Source organism: Gammaproteobacteria bacterium, from assembly GCA_028817225.1.
Taxonomy (GTDB): Bacteria; Pseudomonadota; Gammaproteobacteria; order Poriferisulfidales; family Oxydemutatoraceae; genus Oxydemutator.
The window spans coordinates 114,530-129,580 of sequence record JAPPQC010000011.1; the positions used below are offsets into that span (position 1 = coordinate 114,530).

General features: G+C 66.7%; 13 protein-coding genes. 6 read left to right on the top strand and 7 right to left on the bottom strand.

Features of this window, described 5'->3' with window-relative positions; genetic code table 11:
• The first annotated feature begins 15 nt into the window (after positions 1-15).
• From hemA to prmC, 3 genes are all read left to right on the top strand, one after another.
• Positions 16-1,287, top strand: coding sequence for a glutamyl-tRNA reductase (gene hemA, locus OXU50_01555; protein MDD9868573.1), 1,272 nt, complete (start codon positions 16-18; stop codon positions 1,285-1,287).
• A gap of 67 nt (positions 1,288-1,354) precedes the next feature.
• The gene (gene prfA, locus OXU50_01560) at positions 1,355-2,443 is read left to right on the top strand and encodes a peptide chain release factor 1 (protein MDD9868574.1); all 1,089 of its coding nucleotides are present in this window, start codon (positions 1,355-1,357) and stop codon (positions 2,441-2,443) included.
• A complete protein-coding gene (gene prmC, locus OXU50_01565; GenBank protein MDD9868575.1) occupies positions 2,440-3,411 on the top strand; it encodes a peptide chain release factor N(5)-glutamine methyltransferase in 972 nt (323 codons plus the stop codon). The genes prfA and prmC overlap by 4 nt, the downstream gene beginning before the upstream one ends.
• A gap of 89 nt (positions 3,412-3,500) precedes the next feature.
• Here the strand turns inward: prmC and OXU50_01570 are convergent, their stop codons facing one another.
• From OXU50_01570 to gatC, 4 genes are all read right to left on the bottom strand, one after another.
• On the bottom strand, positions 3,501-3,833 hold the full coding sequence (locus OXU50_01570) for a hypothetical protein (protein ID MDD9868576.1): 333 nt from the start codon (positions 3,831-3,833) through the stop codon (positions 3,501-3,503).
• Between the two features lie 65 nt (positions 3,834-3,898).
• Entirely contained in the window at positions 3,899-5,353 is a 1,455-nt protein-coding gene (gene gatB, locus OXU50_01575) for an Asp-tRNA(Asn)/Glu-tRNA(Gln) amidotransferase subunit GatB (protein ID MDD9868577.1), read from the bottom strand.
• On the bottom strand, positions 5,350-6,804 hold the full coding sequence (gene gatA / locus OXU50_01580; GenBank protein ID MDD9868578.1) for an Asp-tRNA(Asn)/Glu-tRNA(Gln) amidotransferase subunit GatA: 1,455 nt from the start codon (positions 6,802-6,804) through the stop codon (positions 5,350-5,352). Before gatA ends, gatB begins: the two co-directional genes overlap by 4 nt.
• Positions 6,805-6,810: 6 nt before the next feature.
• Positions 6,811-7,092 (bottom strand): Asp-tRNA(Asn)/Glu-tRNA(Gln) amidotransferase subunit GatC, encoded by a 282-nt coding sequence (gatC, locus tag OXU50_01585; protein ID MDD9868579.1) that lies wholly within the window; start codon positions 7,090-7,092, stop codon positions 6,811-6,813.
• 104 nt (positions 7,093-7,196) lie between these two features.
• On the opposite strand from gatC, the gene OXU50_01590 reads away from it, so the two are divergent.
• The 3 genes from OXU50_01590 to mreD all read left to right on the top strand — a co-directional run bounded on the left by OXU50_01590 (position 7,197) and on the right by mreD (position 9,702).
• Positions 7,197-8,240 carry a rod shape-determining protein gene (locus OXU50_01590; protein ID MDD9868580.1) on the top strand — a complete coding sequence of 348 codons (1,044 nt, stop codon included), beginning with the start codon at positions 7,197-7,199 and terminating at the stop codon, positions 8,238-8,240.
• A gap of 105 nt (positions 8,241-8,345) precedes the next feature.
• On the top strand, positions 8,346-9,191 hold the full coding sequence (gene mreC, locus OXU50_01595; protein MDD9868581.1) for a rod shape-determining protein MreC: 846 nt from the start codon (positions 8,346-8,348) through the stop codon (positions 9,189-9,191).
• Positions 9,192-9,195: 4 nt separating this feature from the next.
• Entirely contained in the window at positions 9,196-9,702 is a 507-nt protein-coding gene (gene mreD, locus OXU50_01600) for a rod shape-determining protein MreD (protein MDD9868582.1), read from the top strand.
• Here mreD and pheA read toward each other — a convergent pair.
• The 3 genes from pheA to gyrA are packed head-to-tail and all read right to left on the bottom strand — an operon-like array spanning position 9,681 to position 14,611.
• Positions 9,681-10,763, bottom strand: a complete 1,083-nt coding sequence (gene pheA, locus OXU50_01605) for a prephenate dehydratase (protein ID MDD9868583.1) — start codon at positions 10,761-10,763, stop codon at positions 9,681-9,683. The two genes, mreD and pheA, sit on opposite strands and share 22 nt — an antisense overlap.
• Positions 10,764-10,766: 3 nt before the next feature.
• On the bottom strand, positions 10,767-11,837 hold the full coding sequence (gene serC / locus OXU50_01610; protein ID MDD9868584.1) for a 3-phosphoserine/phosphohydroxythreonine transaminase: 1,071 nt from the start codon (positions 11,835-11,837) through the stop codon (positions 10,767-10,769).
• Positions 11,838-11,863: 26 nt separating this feature from the next.
• Positions 11,864-14,611, bottom strand: coding sequence for a DNA gyrase subunit A (gyrA, locus tag OXU50_01615; protein MDD9868585.1), 2,748 nt, complete (start codon positions 14,609-14,611; stop codon positions 11,864-11,866).
• Positions 14,612-15,051 lie beyond the last annotated feature (440 nt).

Below are 15,051 nucleotides of genomic sequence, written 5' to 3' on the forward strand. Positions count from 1 at the left end.
CGGATGAATGCACCGATGACGCTGTTCGCCATTGGCCTGAACCACCGCAGCGCGCCGCTTGAGGTGCGCGAGAAAGTCGCGCTGCCGGAAAGCGCCGTCGGCGGCGCGCTGGCCGACCTGCGCCGCGAAACCGCGCTGGCGCAGGCCGTGATCGTCTCCACCTGCAACCGCCTGGAAATCTACGCGGCGGCGCGGCGGCGCGATTGCGGCGCCGAGGTCGCGGCGTGGCTTTGCGGCCACCGCGGGCTGGCCGCGGGCGAACTCGACGGCCACCTGTTCACGCTGCACGACGCCGCCGCCGCGCGCCACCTGCTGCGCGTCGCCAGCGGGCTTGAATCGGTCATCGTCGGCGAGCCGCAGGTGCTGGGGCAGGTCAAGTCCGCCTACCGCGCGGCGCTTGAAGGCGGCCACAGCGGCGAACTGCTGGGGCGGCTGTTTGAACACGCCATCTCAACCGCCAAACGGGCGCGTTCGGAGACCGGCCTCGGGCGGCATCCGGTGTCGTATGCGTCGGTCGCGGTGGATGTGGCGCGAAAAATCTTCGGCGACCTCTCGGCCCGGCACGCGCTGATGATCGGCGCCGGCGACATGATAGAACTGACGATGCGCCACCTGAAAAGCCACGGCATCGGGTCGCTCGCCGTCGCCAACCGCTCGCCGGAAAACGCGCGCAGGCTGGCCGCCGAACACGGCGCCGAAACCGTCGCCTTCGGCGAAATCGCCGACGCGCTGCCGCGCTGCGACATTCTTGTCAGTTCAACGGCGGGCGATCGCGTTATCGTCGGCAGGGCCGACATCGAGCGCGCGCTGAAAACGCGCAAGCGCCGCCCCGTCTGCATCGTGGATCTGGCGCTGCCGCGCGACATTGACCCCGCCGCCGCCGAACTCGAGGATGTGTATTTGTACACGCTCGACAATCTCGCCGAAATCGCCGGCGTCAACCGGCGCAACCGGCTGCACGAGGCCGACAAGGCCGGGCGGATTGTCGAGGAGCACCTGGCCGGGTTCATCCGCTGGCTGAACACGCGGCAGGCGGGCGACCTGGTGCGGCGCCTGCGGGCGCTGGCCGAGGGCCACCGCGACGACGCTCTCGACAAGGCGCTGCAACTGCTGAAACAGGGCAAAAGCCCCGACGAGGCGCTGCGCCACCTGGCGCACACGCTGACCGGCAAACTGACGCACCACCCGACCGACATCATCAACAAGGCCGCCGGCGACAACGACCGGGCGCTGCTTGAGGCGGCGAAAAAACTCTTTGACCTCGGCGACGGCGGTGACAAGCCGTGAACGACTTGATGCCGCAAACCGCGCCCGAATGCAGCCGCCTGCGGCGGGCCGCATTGTGTGACAAACCGTGAACGAATCCATGCTGAAAAAACTCGGGCGCATTGCCGCGCGCCACCGCGAGATTGGCGAGCAACTGGCGCGCCCCGGCGCCGCCGACGACCGCCGCGGTTACCGCGAGTTGAGCCGCGAGTACGCGCAACTCGGCGAAATCGTGCCGGCGTACGACGACTGGCGGCGCTGCACCGACGACATTGACAAGACGCGGCAACTGGCGGCGGACGGCGACGCCGACATGAAGGCGATGGCGCGCGAGGAACTGGAGGCGCTGGAGGCGCGGCGCGGCGAACTGGAACTGCAACTGCGGAAACACCTGCTGCCGGCGGACCCGCACGATGACCACAATGTGTTCCTTGAGATACGCGCCGGCACCGGCGGCGACGAGGCCGCGCTGTTTGCCGGCGACCTGTTCCGGATGTACGGCCACTACGCCGAGAAGTGCCGTTGGCGGGTGGAGGTTGTCAACGCGCGCGAGGGCGAGCACGGCGGTTTCAGGGAACTGATTTCGCGCATCAACGGCAAGGGCGTTTATTCGCGGCTCAAGTTTGAGTCCGGCGCGCACCGCGTGCAGCGCGTGCCGGAGACCGAGTCGCAGGGGCGCATTCACACATCGGCGGCGACCGTCGCGGTGATGCCGGAGGCGGAGGAGATAGACGACATCGAGGTCGGCCCGAACGACCTGCGGATAGACCGCTTCCGCGCCTCCGGCGCCGGCGGCCAGCATGTCAACAAGACCGATTCGGCGATACGCATCACGCACCTGCCGAGCGGCCTGATTGTGGAGTGCCAGGCCGAGCGTTCGCAAAACCGCAACAAGGCGCGCGCGCTGGCGCTGCTGAAAGCGAAACTGCTCGACGCCGAACGCGGCGAACAGCGCCGGCGCCAGGCCGAAAACCGGCGCAACCTCGTCGGCAGCGGCGACCGCTCGCAGCGCATCCGCACCTACAACTTCCCGCAGGGCCGCGTCACCGACCACCGCATCGGCCTGACGCTGTACCAACTTCCGCAACTGATGGAAGGCGAACTCGACCCGCTGATACAACCGCTGATCAATGAACACCAGGCCGATTTGCTGGCCGAGGCGGGGGACGGGGAATGAAAGAATTGCAAGATGTGTGCGTGGCGCATGAACGGGGCGAGAAACGGCAGATGACAGAGCGCCAGGACGTGCGCGTGGCGCATGACCCGGACGGGGAACGGCAAATGAACGGCGCCGCACCGCCGCGCCTGGCGGGCCGGACGCTGGACGGCGCGCGGCGCGAATTGCGCGCGTGGCTTGGCGTGCGCGGCAAGGGTGACGAGACCGACTATCTCGTGTGTCACGCGCTTGGCAAGAACCGCGCATGGCTTTACGCGAACGGGCACCGGCGCCTGGAACCGGACAGTGAACAGCATCTGCGCGACATCGTTGCACGGCGCGCGCGCGGCGTGCCGTTCGCCTACCTGACCGGCGTGCGCGAGTTTTATTCGCTGGACTTTGAGGTCGGCCCGGCGGTGCTGGTGCCGCGCCCGGAAACCGAAGTGCTGGTCGAGTGCGCGCTGGACGGTCTGCCGCGCGGCGCGCAGGTGCTCGACCTCGGCACCGGCTGCGGCAATCTCATCATCGCCATCGCCCACACGCGCCGCGATGTGCGCGCAACCGCCACCGATGCATCACGCGAGGCGCTCGCCGTCGCGCGCCGCAACGCCGCGCGCCACGGCCTGCACAACATCCGGTTTTTGGAAAGCGACTGGTTCGGCAATGTGGACGGGCGCTTTGACCTGATCGTCGGCAACCCGCCCTACATCGGCGACAACGACCCGCAACTGGACGACGAAGTCGCCGCGCACGAACCCGGCGCGGCGCTGTTCGCGGGCGGCGACGGCCTCGCCCATCTGCGCCGAATCACCGCGCACGCACGCAATCACCTGAAACCCGGCGGACGCCTGATTGTCGAACACGCGCCGATGCAGGACGCCGCAGTGCGCGCAATGATGCACGCGGCGGGCTTCGCACCGGTGCACAGCGCACGCGACGCCGCCGGCAGACCGCGCGCGTGCATCGGCGCCGGCGCGCGCCCAGGCTAAGAGCAGCACGCTCAGGCGCCGTTGTGCGCCCAGGCCGGGCGGCGCTGCGGTCAGGCGTCAGCGCGCGCCCAGGCCGGGCGGCGGCGTGTTCAGTTGTGCCGCAGCAGCAGGCCGGCGCCGAGCGTCAGGCCCATCACGAGGAAGAAATCAATCACTTCCCAGACGATGCTGGCGGCCACGCCGACGACGATGAACTGAATCACGACCGCCGCGCCGAGCACGCCAAACAGCGCGCCGACGACCTTGCACCCGGTTTCCGTGTCGTTCCAGAAAGCGAGCACGCCTAAAATACAGGCGACGACGGCCAGTACATCAATGTACGGCCACAATGTGGACGAAAATGAAAAATCCTGCGTCCAGTTCAGCAGCACCGCCGCGGCGGCGGCCAGCATCACATAAGGGGTTGCTTTTGTAATCATCATCATGTCCTCCCTGGTCAGGTTGCCCTTTGAGGATACCGCAACCGCCGCGCAAAAAACACCGGAAACTAACCGGCCTTTTCCTGCCTTTCCAGCCTTTCTTTCAGCAGGCGGTTGACCTCGCCGGGGTTGGCGCGGCCCTGTGTCGCCTTCATGACCTGGCCGACGAAATAGCCGAACACCTTTTCCTTGCCGGCGCGGTACTGTGCGACCTGCTTTTCGCTGTTTGCAATCACTTCGGCGATGATGGCGGCGAGTTCGCCGGTGTCGCTGATTTGCGCGAGGCCCTTGTCGGCGATGACCTCGTCGGCGCCGGCGCCGGTGCGCCACATCTCGTCGAACACCTCGCGCGCGATGTTGCCCGACAGCGTGCCGTCTTCAATGCGGTCGAGCAAGGCGGCGAGGCGCGGCGCGCCGAGCGGGCAGTCGGCGATGCCGGTTCCGGTCTGGTTCAACGCCGCGCTCAGCGCGCCGGTTATCCAGTTGGCGGCGAGGCGCGGGCCGCCGGCGCCGGCGCCGGCGCAGTCTTCAAAGTAGGCGGCCATCTCCGGCGACGCCGTCAACTGAACGGCGTCGGCTTCCGACAGGCCGTAGTCGCGCACAAAGCGCTCGCGCATCTGTTCCTGCAATTCCGGCAGCGCGGCGCGCACCTGCTCCACCAGCGACGGCGGAATCGCCACCGGCAGCAGGTCGGGGTCGGGGAAGTAGCGGTAGTCCTCGGCCTCTTCCTTGCCGCGCATCGGGCGCGTCTCGTCGCGGTCGGGGTCGTAGAGGCGCGTTTCCTGCGCCACTTCGCCGCCGGATTCCAGCACCGCCGCCTGGCGCTTGATCTCGAAGCGTATCGCGCGCTCGACAAAGCGGAACGAGTTGAGGTTCTTGATTTCGGCGCGCACGCCGAGGCGCTCGGCGCCCGCCGGCTTCAGCGACACATTGACATCGCAGCGCAGCGAACCCTCCTGCATGTTGCCGTCGCAAATGCCGAGAAAGCAGCCGATGGAATGAATCTTTTTCATGTACGCCACGGCCTCGCCGGCGCCGGCAAGGTGCGGGCGCGACACAATCTCCATCAGCGGCGTGCCGGCGCGGTTCAGGTCCACGCCGGTCATGCCGTCCGCCGCGCCGTGCACCGACTTGCCGGCGTCCTCCTCCAGGTGGGCGCGCTCGATGCCGACGGTCTTGACGCCGCCGTCGTCCAGCGCGATTTCCAGCCGCCCGTCCTCGACAATCGGCGATTCATACTGGCTGATCTGGTAGCCCTTCGGCAGGTCGGGGTAGAAATAATTCTTGCGCGCAAACACCGACCGCTCGGCGATGCGCGCGTTGATGACGAGGCCGAAGGCGACGGCCATTTTCAGCACGCCGCCGTTCAGCATCGGCAGCACGCCGGGCAGCGCGATGTCCACCGCGCAGGCGCGGGTGTTCGGCGCGCCGCCGTACGCCGACGGCGCGCCCGAGAACATCTTGCTTGCGGTCTTCAGCCGCATGTGCAGTTCCAGGCCGATGACCGGCTGCCAGCGCGTCATGCAAAGCCCTCCGGCACGCGGCGGTGCCAGTCGGTCTCGCGCTGGTAGCAGTGGCCGGCGCGGAACAAATCCTGCTCGCGGAAATGCGGCGCGATCATCTGCATGCCGACCGGCAGGCCGCCGGCGAAGCCCGCCGGCAGCGTCATGCCGGGCAGGCCGGCGAGATTGACGGCGATGGTATAGACATCGGACAGATACATCGTGACCGGGTCGCTGACTTTCTCGCCGAGTTTGAACGCCGTCGTCGGCGAGGTCGGCCCGACCAGCACATCGGCGCGCTCGAACGCGCGCGCGAAGTCATCGCGGATGCGGCGGCGCGCCTTCTGCGCCTTCAGGTAATAGGCGTCGTAGTAACCGGAAGACAATACATATGTGCCGACCAGCACGCGCCGCTTGACCTCGGCGCCGAAGCCCTCGGCGCGCGTGCGCGTGTAGAGGTCGTCGCAGTCCGCCGGCGCCTCGCAGCGGTGGCCGTAGCGCACGCCGTCGTAGCGCGCCAGATTGGACGAGCATTCCGCCGGCGCCAGGATGTAGTACGCGGGCGCCGACAGCGACATCGCCGGCAGCGACACCTCGACCGTCTCGCAGCCGAGTTGCCGCAGCACGCCGACGGCGCGCTCGATGACCGCGCCGATTTCCGGATTGAGGTCGGCGCCGAAATACTCGCGCGGCAGGCCGACGCGCAGGCCGCGGATGTCGGCGCCAACGGGCGGCGTGTAATCGGGAACCGGCTCGTCCATGCTGGTCGAGTCGCGCGGGTCGAAGCCGGCGATGGCTTGGAGCATCAGCGCGCAGTCGTCGGCGCCGGCGGCGAGCACGCCGGCCTGGTCGAGGCTGGAGGCGAAGGCGACCATGCCGTAGCGCGACACCCGCCCGTAGGTCGGCTTGATGCCGGTGATGCCGCACAGCGACGCCGGCTGGCGTATCGAGCCGCCGGTGTCGGTGCCGGTGGCGCACGGCGCGAGGCGCGCCGCCACCGCCGCCGCCGAGCCGCCGGACGAGCCGCCGGGAACGCGCGCGGCGTCCCACGGGTTGCACACCGCGCCGTAGAAACTGTTCTCGTTGGAAGAACCCATCGCGAACTCGTCCATGTTGGTCTTGCCGAGCATGACCATGCCGGCGTCGTTCAGCCTTTCGCTGACGGCGGCGTCGTACGGCGACACGAAATTGGCCAGCATCGCCGACGCGCAGGTCGTCGCCACGCCCTCGGTGCAGAACAGGTCCTTGTGCGCGTAGGGTATGCCGGCCAGCGGGTGCGCGCCGCCGTCGCGCAGTTTGCGGTCGGCGGCGCGCGCGCTGTCCAGCGCGCGTTCGGCGGTGACGGTGATGAAGGCGTTGAGATCGCCGCCGCGGCTTTCAATTCTGTCGAGAAAAAAGCGCGTCAGTTCGACGCTGGAGAAATCCCCGTTGCGAAGCCCGCGCGACAAATCGCCCAGCGACCGGTTCAGCATGGCGCCTCAGTCGAGCACTTTGGGAACGAGATAGAAGCCGTCGCGGGTGTGCGGCGCGATGTTCTGAAACGCCTCGCGCCGGTCGTCCTCGCTGACCTCGTCGGCGCGCAGCCGCTGCACCGCGTCGAGCGGGTGCGCCAGCGGCTCGACATCGCCGAGGCTGGCCGACTCAAGGCGCTCGACGAGGGCGAGAATGGCGGACAAGTCCCGGCCCAGACCCTCGACCTCGCCGGCGCCCACTTTCAGGCGCGCCAGCCGCGCGAGTTTGATGACTTCTTCAATGTTCATGGCGGCGAAAAAACAGCCGGCGCCGGTTGCGAAATCCGGCGGACGCTGGTAGTATGCCACACGCCTGACCGGATTATTCAACGCAATCAACCCGTGATGAAACCATGATCAACAGTCTGTTCGGCTTTTTCTCCGACGACCTCTCGATAGACCTCGGCACCGCCAACACGCTTATCTGTGTGAAAAACAAGGGCATCGTCCTGAACGAGCCGTCGGTGGTGGCGATACGCTCCGACCGCTTCGGCGGCGGCGGCGTCATCGAGGCGGTCGGCCAGGAAGCCAAGGAAATGCTGGGGCGCACCCCGGCCAACATTCGCGCCATCCGCCCGATGAAAGACGGCGTCATCGCCGACTTCACGACGACGGAGAAAATGCTTCAGTTTTTCATCCGCAAGGTGCACCAGAACAAATTGCTGAAGCCCAGCCCCAAGGTGCTGATTTGCGTGCCGTGCGGCGCGACGCAAGTTGAAAGGCGCGCCATCCGCGAATCGGCGGCGGGCGCCGGCGCCAGAAAAGTCTATCTGATCGAGGAGCCGATCGCGGCGGCCATCGGCGCCGGCCTGCCCATCGGCGAGGCGCGCGGCTCGATGATACTCGACATCGGCGGCGGCACCTCCGAGGTCGCGGTGCTGTCGCTCAGCGGCATCGTCTATTCGGCGTCGGTTCGCATCGGCGGCGACAAACTGGAGGAGGCCGTCGTCAACTACATCCGGCGCAATTACGGCGTCCTGATTGGCGAGGCGACCGCCGAGAAGGTCAAGAAAAAGATCGGCACCGCCTACCCCAGCGCCAAACTGATGGAGATGGAGATCATCGGGCGCAACCTTTCCGAGGGCGTGCCCAAGAACTTCGTCATCAACAGCAACGAGATTTTCGAGGCGCTGCAGGAGCCGCTGTCGGGCATCGTCGCCGCCGTCAAGACGGCGCTGGAGCAGACGCCGCCGGAGTTGAGTTCCGATGTCGCCGAGCGCGGCATCGTCCTGACCGGCGGCGGCGCGCTGCTGAAAAACCTCGACAAACTGCTGATGCAGGAAACCGGCATTCCGGTGGTCATCGCCGACGAGCCGCTGACCTGCGTCGTGCAGGGCGGCGGCAAGGCGCTCAGCCTGCTCGGCAAGAAGAAAACAGAATTCCTGATGAGGGAGTAGGCCGGCGACGCGACCGGCGGGAAGCACAACGCCATCAAGGAACTGTTTCGCCTTCGCAGCCTGTTTCCCAGGCTTGTTTTTTTCTCGGCGCTGGCCGCGGCGCTGATGGTCTATGACCACCGCTACGGCCATTTCAACGACAAGCGCGCGCCGTTCGACCTCATCAACCTCGACGCCGTCCGCCGCCACCTCGACCTGTTCAGTTACGCGGTGCATTCCGCCGCCAACCTGCCGACGCGCGCCGCCGACTGGACGCACCGCTATTTCAGCGAGCGCTCGGATCTGCTGTTCGAGATTGAGCGGCTGCGCTACAACAACCTGATTCTGAATTCCGAACTCCAGAAACTGGTCACCTTCAAGAACGAGAACCGCCACCTTCGCAGGCTGCTGCAATCGCCCGCCGACACGCGCGGGCGCAAGGTCGCCGTCGCCAAACTGGTCGGCGTCAACCTGGCGCCGTTCGAGCAGCAGATTGTCATCGACAAGGGCAGCAACCACGGCGTCTATCCGGGGCAGCCGGTGCTCGATGTCAAGGGCGTCATCGGCCAGGTCTCGACGGTGACGCCGCTGACCGCCGATGTGACGCTGATTTCCAACCCCGGCCACGCGCTGCTCGGGCAGATTGACCGCTCGCGGCTGCGGATGCTGGTGCTCGGCACCGGCAACCCGCGGCAGTTGAAACTGGAATATGTGCCGACAACGGCGGACATCCGCGCCGGCGACATCATCTACACATCGGGGCTGGACAACCGCTACCCCGGCGACTACCCGGTCGGCGAGGTGCTGAGCATCCACAGCGAGGTCGGCGACGACTTCGCCGTCATCCACGCGAAGCCGCTGGCCGATTTGATACACAGCCGCGAAATGCTGCTGATCTGGCCCGAGGACGCCGCGCAGGCGCAGGCGGCGGAAGCCGAAGCGGCGGAAGCGGAGACGGCGGGCGGGGAATAACGCCGTGGCGCTGCGGAAAATGGACGGGCGCTACCGGCTGGTGGCGCTGACGGTGTTTGCGGCGATGATATTGAGCGCGCTGCCGATACCGCAGTGGGCGCATGTCTTCTGGCCGGAATGGGTGCTGCTGGTGGTCATCTACTGGTGCCTGGCGATGCCGGAGAAACTCAACATCAAGTTCGCATGGTTTGTCGGCATCCTGAGCGACCTGCTTGAAGGTTCATTGCTGGGGCAGCACGCGCTGCTGTACACGCTGATTGCGTGGCTGACCACCTATTTCTACCAGCGCCTGCGCCTCTACCCGCCGCACCAGCAGGTTTTCTTCATCGCGCTGCTGCTGCTGATTTACACGATGATCGCCATCTGGATCAACAGCCTGCGGCTGCGCTACTCGCTGGAGATGGACTGGAGCGCGCTGCTGCCGGTCGCCAGCAGCGCGCTGATGTGGCCGTGGGTGTTCGCGGTGCTGCGGCACCTGCGCCAGAAAAACTACGCCGGCGCGCAGGGGTAGGAACCCAGCAGTTTGTAGAGGCCGGCGCCGGCGTCCAGTTCGGCCAGCGCCCGGCCCAGCAACTCGTCCTCGCAGTGGCCCTCGATGTCGAGGAAGAACACATACTCCCAGTTGACGATGCGCGCCGGGCGCGACTCGATGCGCGTCAGGCTGACGCCGCGGTCGGCGAGGATGCGCAGCAGCGCGGCGAGCGAACCCGGGCGGTTGCGCGCCGACACCAGCACGCTGGTCTTGTCGCCGCCGGTCGGCGGCACGCCGTGGCCGCCGATGACGAGGAAGCGCGTCGCGTTGCACGAGTAGTCCTCGATGCCCTCGGCCAGGATGTTCAGCCCGTACTCGGCGGCGGCGCCGGCGCCGGCGATGGCGGCGGCGTTGTGTTCGTCGTGCGCCTTCAGCGCCGCCGCGGCGTTGCTGTGGACGGCGACCTGGCGGCAGCCCGGCAGGTTGTCATCGAGCCAGCGCCGGCACTGGGCGAACGACTGCTGGTGCGAATAGACGGTGGCCAGCCCGCCGAGGCCGTCGCCGGCGCCGAGCAGGCAGTGGCGGATGGGCAGTTCAATCTCGCCGACGATTTGCAGCGCCGAATCCATGAAGCAGTCGAGCGTGTGCGTGACGACGCCCTCGCTGGAATTCTCGACCGGCACGACGCCGTAGGCGGGCTTGCCGCTTTCGACGGCGCGGAACACCTCGGCGACCGTCGGGAAGTCCTGCGTTGCGATGGCGCGGCCAAAATGCTTGAACGCGGCCTCCTGCGTGAAAGTGCCCTGCGGCCCCAGGTAGGCGACGGTGATTTCCTGCTCCAGCGCGCGGCACACCGAGATGATTTCGCGGAACAGCGCCGTCAGTTCGGCGTCTTGCAGCGGCCCGTCGTTGGCGGCGACCAGTTCGCGCAGGTGAACCGACTCGCGCGCCGGGCGGTAGAACGAATGCCCCGGCTCAAGTTCGCGCTTGAGGCGGCCAATGCGGATGGCGTAATCGGCGCGCTCGCTGATGAGTTTCAGCAGGCGCGCGTCAATCGCGTCAATCCTGCCGCGCAGGTCTTGAAGTTTCTCGTCGGACACCCGTCACGCCCTTTTCTCGAAGTCACGCATAAATTCCGCCAGCGCCGCCGCGCCCTCCGGCGGCATCCCATTGTAAAGGCTTGCGCGGATTCCGCCGGTGGCGCGGTGGCCGCGCAGCCCCAGCAGCCCCTGTTCGCCGGCCTCGCGCAGGAAGCGGCTTTCCAGTTGCGGCGGGCGCAGGCGGAAGAAAATGTTGGTGCTGGAACGGCTCGGCGGCGCCACCGGGTTGTCGTAGAGGCCGGAGGCGTCAATGCAGTCGTAGAGGGTTGCCGCGCGGCGGGCGGCGCGGCGCTGCATTTCCGGCACGCCGCCTTCGCGCCGCGTCCACTCGAGCACGCGGTCGCAGACATACCATGAGAAAACCGGCGGCGTGTTGAAGCGCGAATCCGTCTTGTCCTGCAATTCGTAATTGCAGATTGCCGGCGTTTCGGCGCGCGCGGCGCCGAAGGTCTCACGCGCGACAATCACCACCGCAAGCCCGGCGATGCCGGCGTTCTTCTGCGCGCCGGCGTAAATGACGCGGTGGCGGCTGACATCCACCGGCGCGGTCAGGAAGTTGGAGGTCAGGTCGGCGACGAGAAGGCCGTCATCAAGATGGCGGTCGGCGGCGAATGCGAAGCCGGTCAGCGTTTCGTTGCCGACATAGTGGCGGTAGGCGGGGCGGCGCGAGTTGGCCCATTGCGACGGCGGCGGCAATGTCAGCAGGCCGTCTTGTTCGGCGATTTCGGCGGCGACATGGACGCGGGTGTAGCGCGCGGCCTCGTCCATCGCCCAGCCCGACCAGTGGCCGGTGTTGAAGTAGTCGGCGTCTTCGGCGCCGAGGTTCAGCGGCACGGCGGCGTATTGCGCGCGTGCGCCGCCGGGCAGGAACAGCACCGCGTAGTCGTCGGGCACATCGAGCAGGCGGCGCAGGTTGGCCTGCGAGCGCGCGGCGATTTCGTCGAACCAGTCGGTGCGGTGCCCCGCTTCCAGCACCGACACCGGGCGCCGTTCGGCGAGGTCGCGGCGCACTTCCTCAAGCACCGCAGGCGGCAGCATCGCCGGCCCCGGCGCATAGTTATAGACCGCAGACATGATGGCGGGCGTGCGCGCGGGCGCGGTTATTGTTCGCCGGCGGTGGTGTCGGCGTCGGTGTCGGCGGCGGTGACGATACCGGCGTCGGTGTCGCTGCCGGCGGCGGCGACATCCGCATCGGCGGCAACACTGCCGGCGGCAACACCATCAGCAATGTCAGCAACGGCGGCGCCACCGCCGCCGTTGCCGTTATTGCCGTCGTTGTCATCGCCGTCGCCGCCATTGACTGTCGCGTCCACGCGCACCGCCTCGCACAACTGTTCGCCGTTTTGCAGGCGTATCAGGCGGACGCCCTTGGTGTTGCGTCCGACGAGTGAAATCTGGTCCACCTCGGTTCGCACCAGCGTGCCGCCGTCGGTAATCAGCATGACCTCGTCGTCGCCGCCGACCAGCGTCGCGCCGACGAGTTTGCCGTTGCGCTCGTCGGTGCGGATGGCGATGACGCCGAGGCCGCCGCGTTTCTTGCGCGGGAATTCGGGCGCGGCGGTGCGCTTGCCGTAGCCGTTTTCGGTGGCGATCAGGATGCACGAATCGTCTTGCAGCGGCGGCGGCAGGCAAATCAGCGAGATGGCCCTGCCGGCGTCGCGCAGGCGGATGCCGCGCACGCCCTGCGCGCTGCGGCCCATCGAGCGCAGTTCGGATTCGGAGAAGCGCACCGAGCGGCCCGAGTCGCTGAACAACATCACATCGTGCTCGCCGTCGGTGATTTGCGCGCCGATCATCTGGTCGCCGTCGCGCAGCGTGATGGCGCGGATGCCGTTGCTTCGCGGCCTTGAGAAATTATCCAGCGAAGTGCGCTTGACGGTGCCGGAACTGGTCGCCATCAGCACATGCAGGTGCGGCGAGAACTCCCGCACCGGCAGCACCGTGGTGATGCGCTCGCCCTCCTCCAGCGGCAGCAGGTTGACCAGCGGCCTGCCGCGCGCGGCGCGCCCGGCGCGCGGCAGGCGGTACACCTTCAGCCAGTAAATCTTGCCGGCGCTGGAAAAGCACAGCAGCGTGTCGTGGGTGTTGGCGATGAACAGCGTGTCCACAAAGTCTTCCTCGCGCACCGAGGTGGCGGCCTTGCCCTTGCCGCCGCGGCGCTGCAAGCGGTATTCGTCCGGGCTTTGCGACTTGGCGTAACCGGCGTGGGAAATCGTGATGACGACTTCCTCCTCGCTGATGAAGTCTTCGTCGGTCATCTCGACCGCCTCGTCGGAAATCTCGGTGCGGCGCTCGTCGGCGTAGGTCTCGCGCACCTCGGCCAGTTCCTCGCGGATGACCTCCATCAGGCGGTCCGGCTCGGACAGAATCTCAATCAGGTTGTAGATGGTCTTGATGACGCTTTCGTAATCGGAGACGATTTTGTCCTGTTCCAGCGCGGTCAGGCGGTGCAGGCGCAAATCAAGTATCGCCTGCGCCTGTTTGTCGGACAGGCGGTAGCCCTCGCTCATCAGGCCGAAGGCGTCGGGCAGGCTTTCAGGGCGCGATGCGTCGGTGTCGGCGCGCTCAAGCATGCGCGTGACGACGCCGGGTTTCCAGATGCGCTTCATCAGCGCGGCCTTGGCCTCCGCCGGCGTCTTCGACGCCTTGATCAGCGCGATGACCTCGTCAATGTTGGCCAGCGCGACGGCCTGCCCTTCCAGCAAGTGCGCCTTCTCGCGCGCCTTTCGCAAGTCAAACACCGTGCGCCGCGTGACGACCTCGCGGCGGTGGCGGATGAACGCCTCGAGCACTTCCTTCAGGTTGAGCAGTTTCGGCTGGCCGTTGTCGAGCGCGACCATGTTGACGCCGAAGGCGGACTGCATCGGCGTGTGGCGGAACAGGTTGTTCAGCACGATGTCGCCGGCCTCGCCGCGCTTGAGTTCAATGACGACGCGCATGCCGTCCTTGTCGGACTCGTCGCGCAGCGCGGCGATGCCCTCGACGCGCTTTTCCTTGACCAGTTCGGCGATTTTCTCGAGCAGGCGCGCCTTGTTGACCATGTACGGCAGTTCGGTAACGACGATGGTCTCGCGGTCGGCCTTGTCGTTGCGGTCAATGCGGCAGCGCGCGCGCACGACGACGCGCCCGCGCCCGGTGTGGTAGGCCTGGACGATGCCGTGGCGGCCCTTGATGATGGCCGCAGTCGGAAAGTCCGGCCCCGGCAGGTGCTTGATCAGGCCGTCAATGGAGATTTCGGGGTCGTCAATCAGCGCGAGCGCCGCGCCGACGACTTCGGCCAGGTTGTGCGGCGGGATGTTGGTCGCCATGCCGACGGCGATGCCGGCGGAGCCGTTGACCAGCAGGTTCGGCACCCGCGTCGGCAGCACCAGCGGTTCTTTTTCGGAGTTGTCGTAGTTGGGGACGAAGTCCACCGTTTCCTTGTCGAGGTCGGCGAGCAGTTCATGGGCGATCTTCGCCATGCGCACCTCGGTGTAGCGCATGGCCGCCGGCGCGTCGCCGTCCACCGAGCCGAAGTTGCCCTGCCCGTCCACCAGCATGTAGCGCAGCGAAAACGGCTGCGCCATGCGGACGATGGTGTCGTACACCGCGACATCGCCGTGCGGGTGGTATTTGCCGATGACATCACCGACGATGCGCGCGGACTTCTTGTAGGGCTTGTTCCAGTCGTTGCCGAGTTCGCGCATCGCGTACAACACGCGCCGGTGCACCGGCTTGAGGCCGTCGCACACATCCGGCAGGGCGCGCCCGATGATGACGCTCATCGCATAGTCCAGATAGGACTTGCGCATCTCGTCTTCAAGATTGACGGGCAGGACTTCCTTCGCGTAGGAGTCGGAATCAGTCATTCAGCGATGTTGGTGTAAACAGGGGTTCGGGGCGGAAATTTCAGCAAAAAATCCCGGCAGAAAAAGTGGTGCCGGGGAAGGTCATATTCTACCATGAAAAGGGGCGGGGATGGGGGTGAAAATAGTGTTTTTTGGGGGCGGGAATGGTGCTGTTCGGGACGCCTCAACCCCATCAACTGGCGGCTGCTTTGGGGCGGGGATGGGCGGGTGGGGGGCCTCGATGAAATGACCGGTTCTGCGACAGGGCAGATGTCTTTGGAATGGCGCCGATTGACTGATGGCCGCAAAGGGTGAATACACGCCTGCCGGCAGCTACCGTTCGTCGGATTTTTTTATGCTTTTCCGCCCAAAGGGTTTATAACCGGGTTTCCGATCTGAAATAACCCACCCCGCCACAAACCAGAGGCCGCGCCCGCAGCGCGGCCTCTATTGCTTCACTT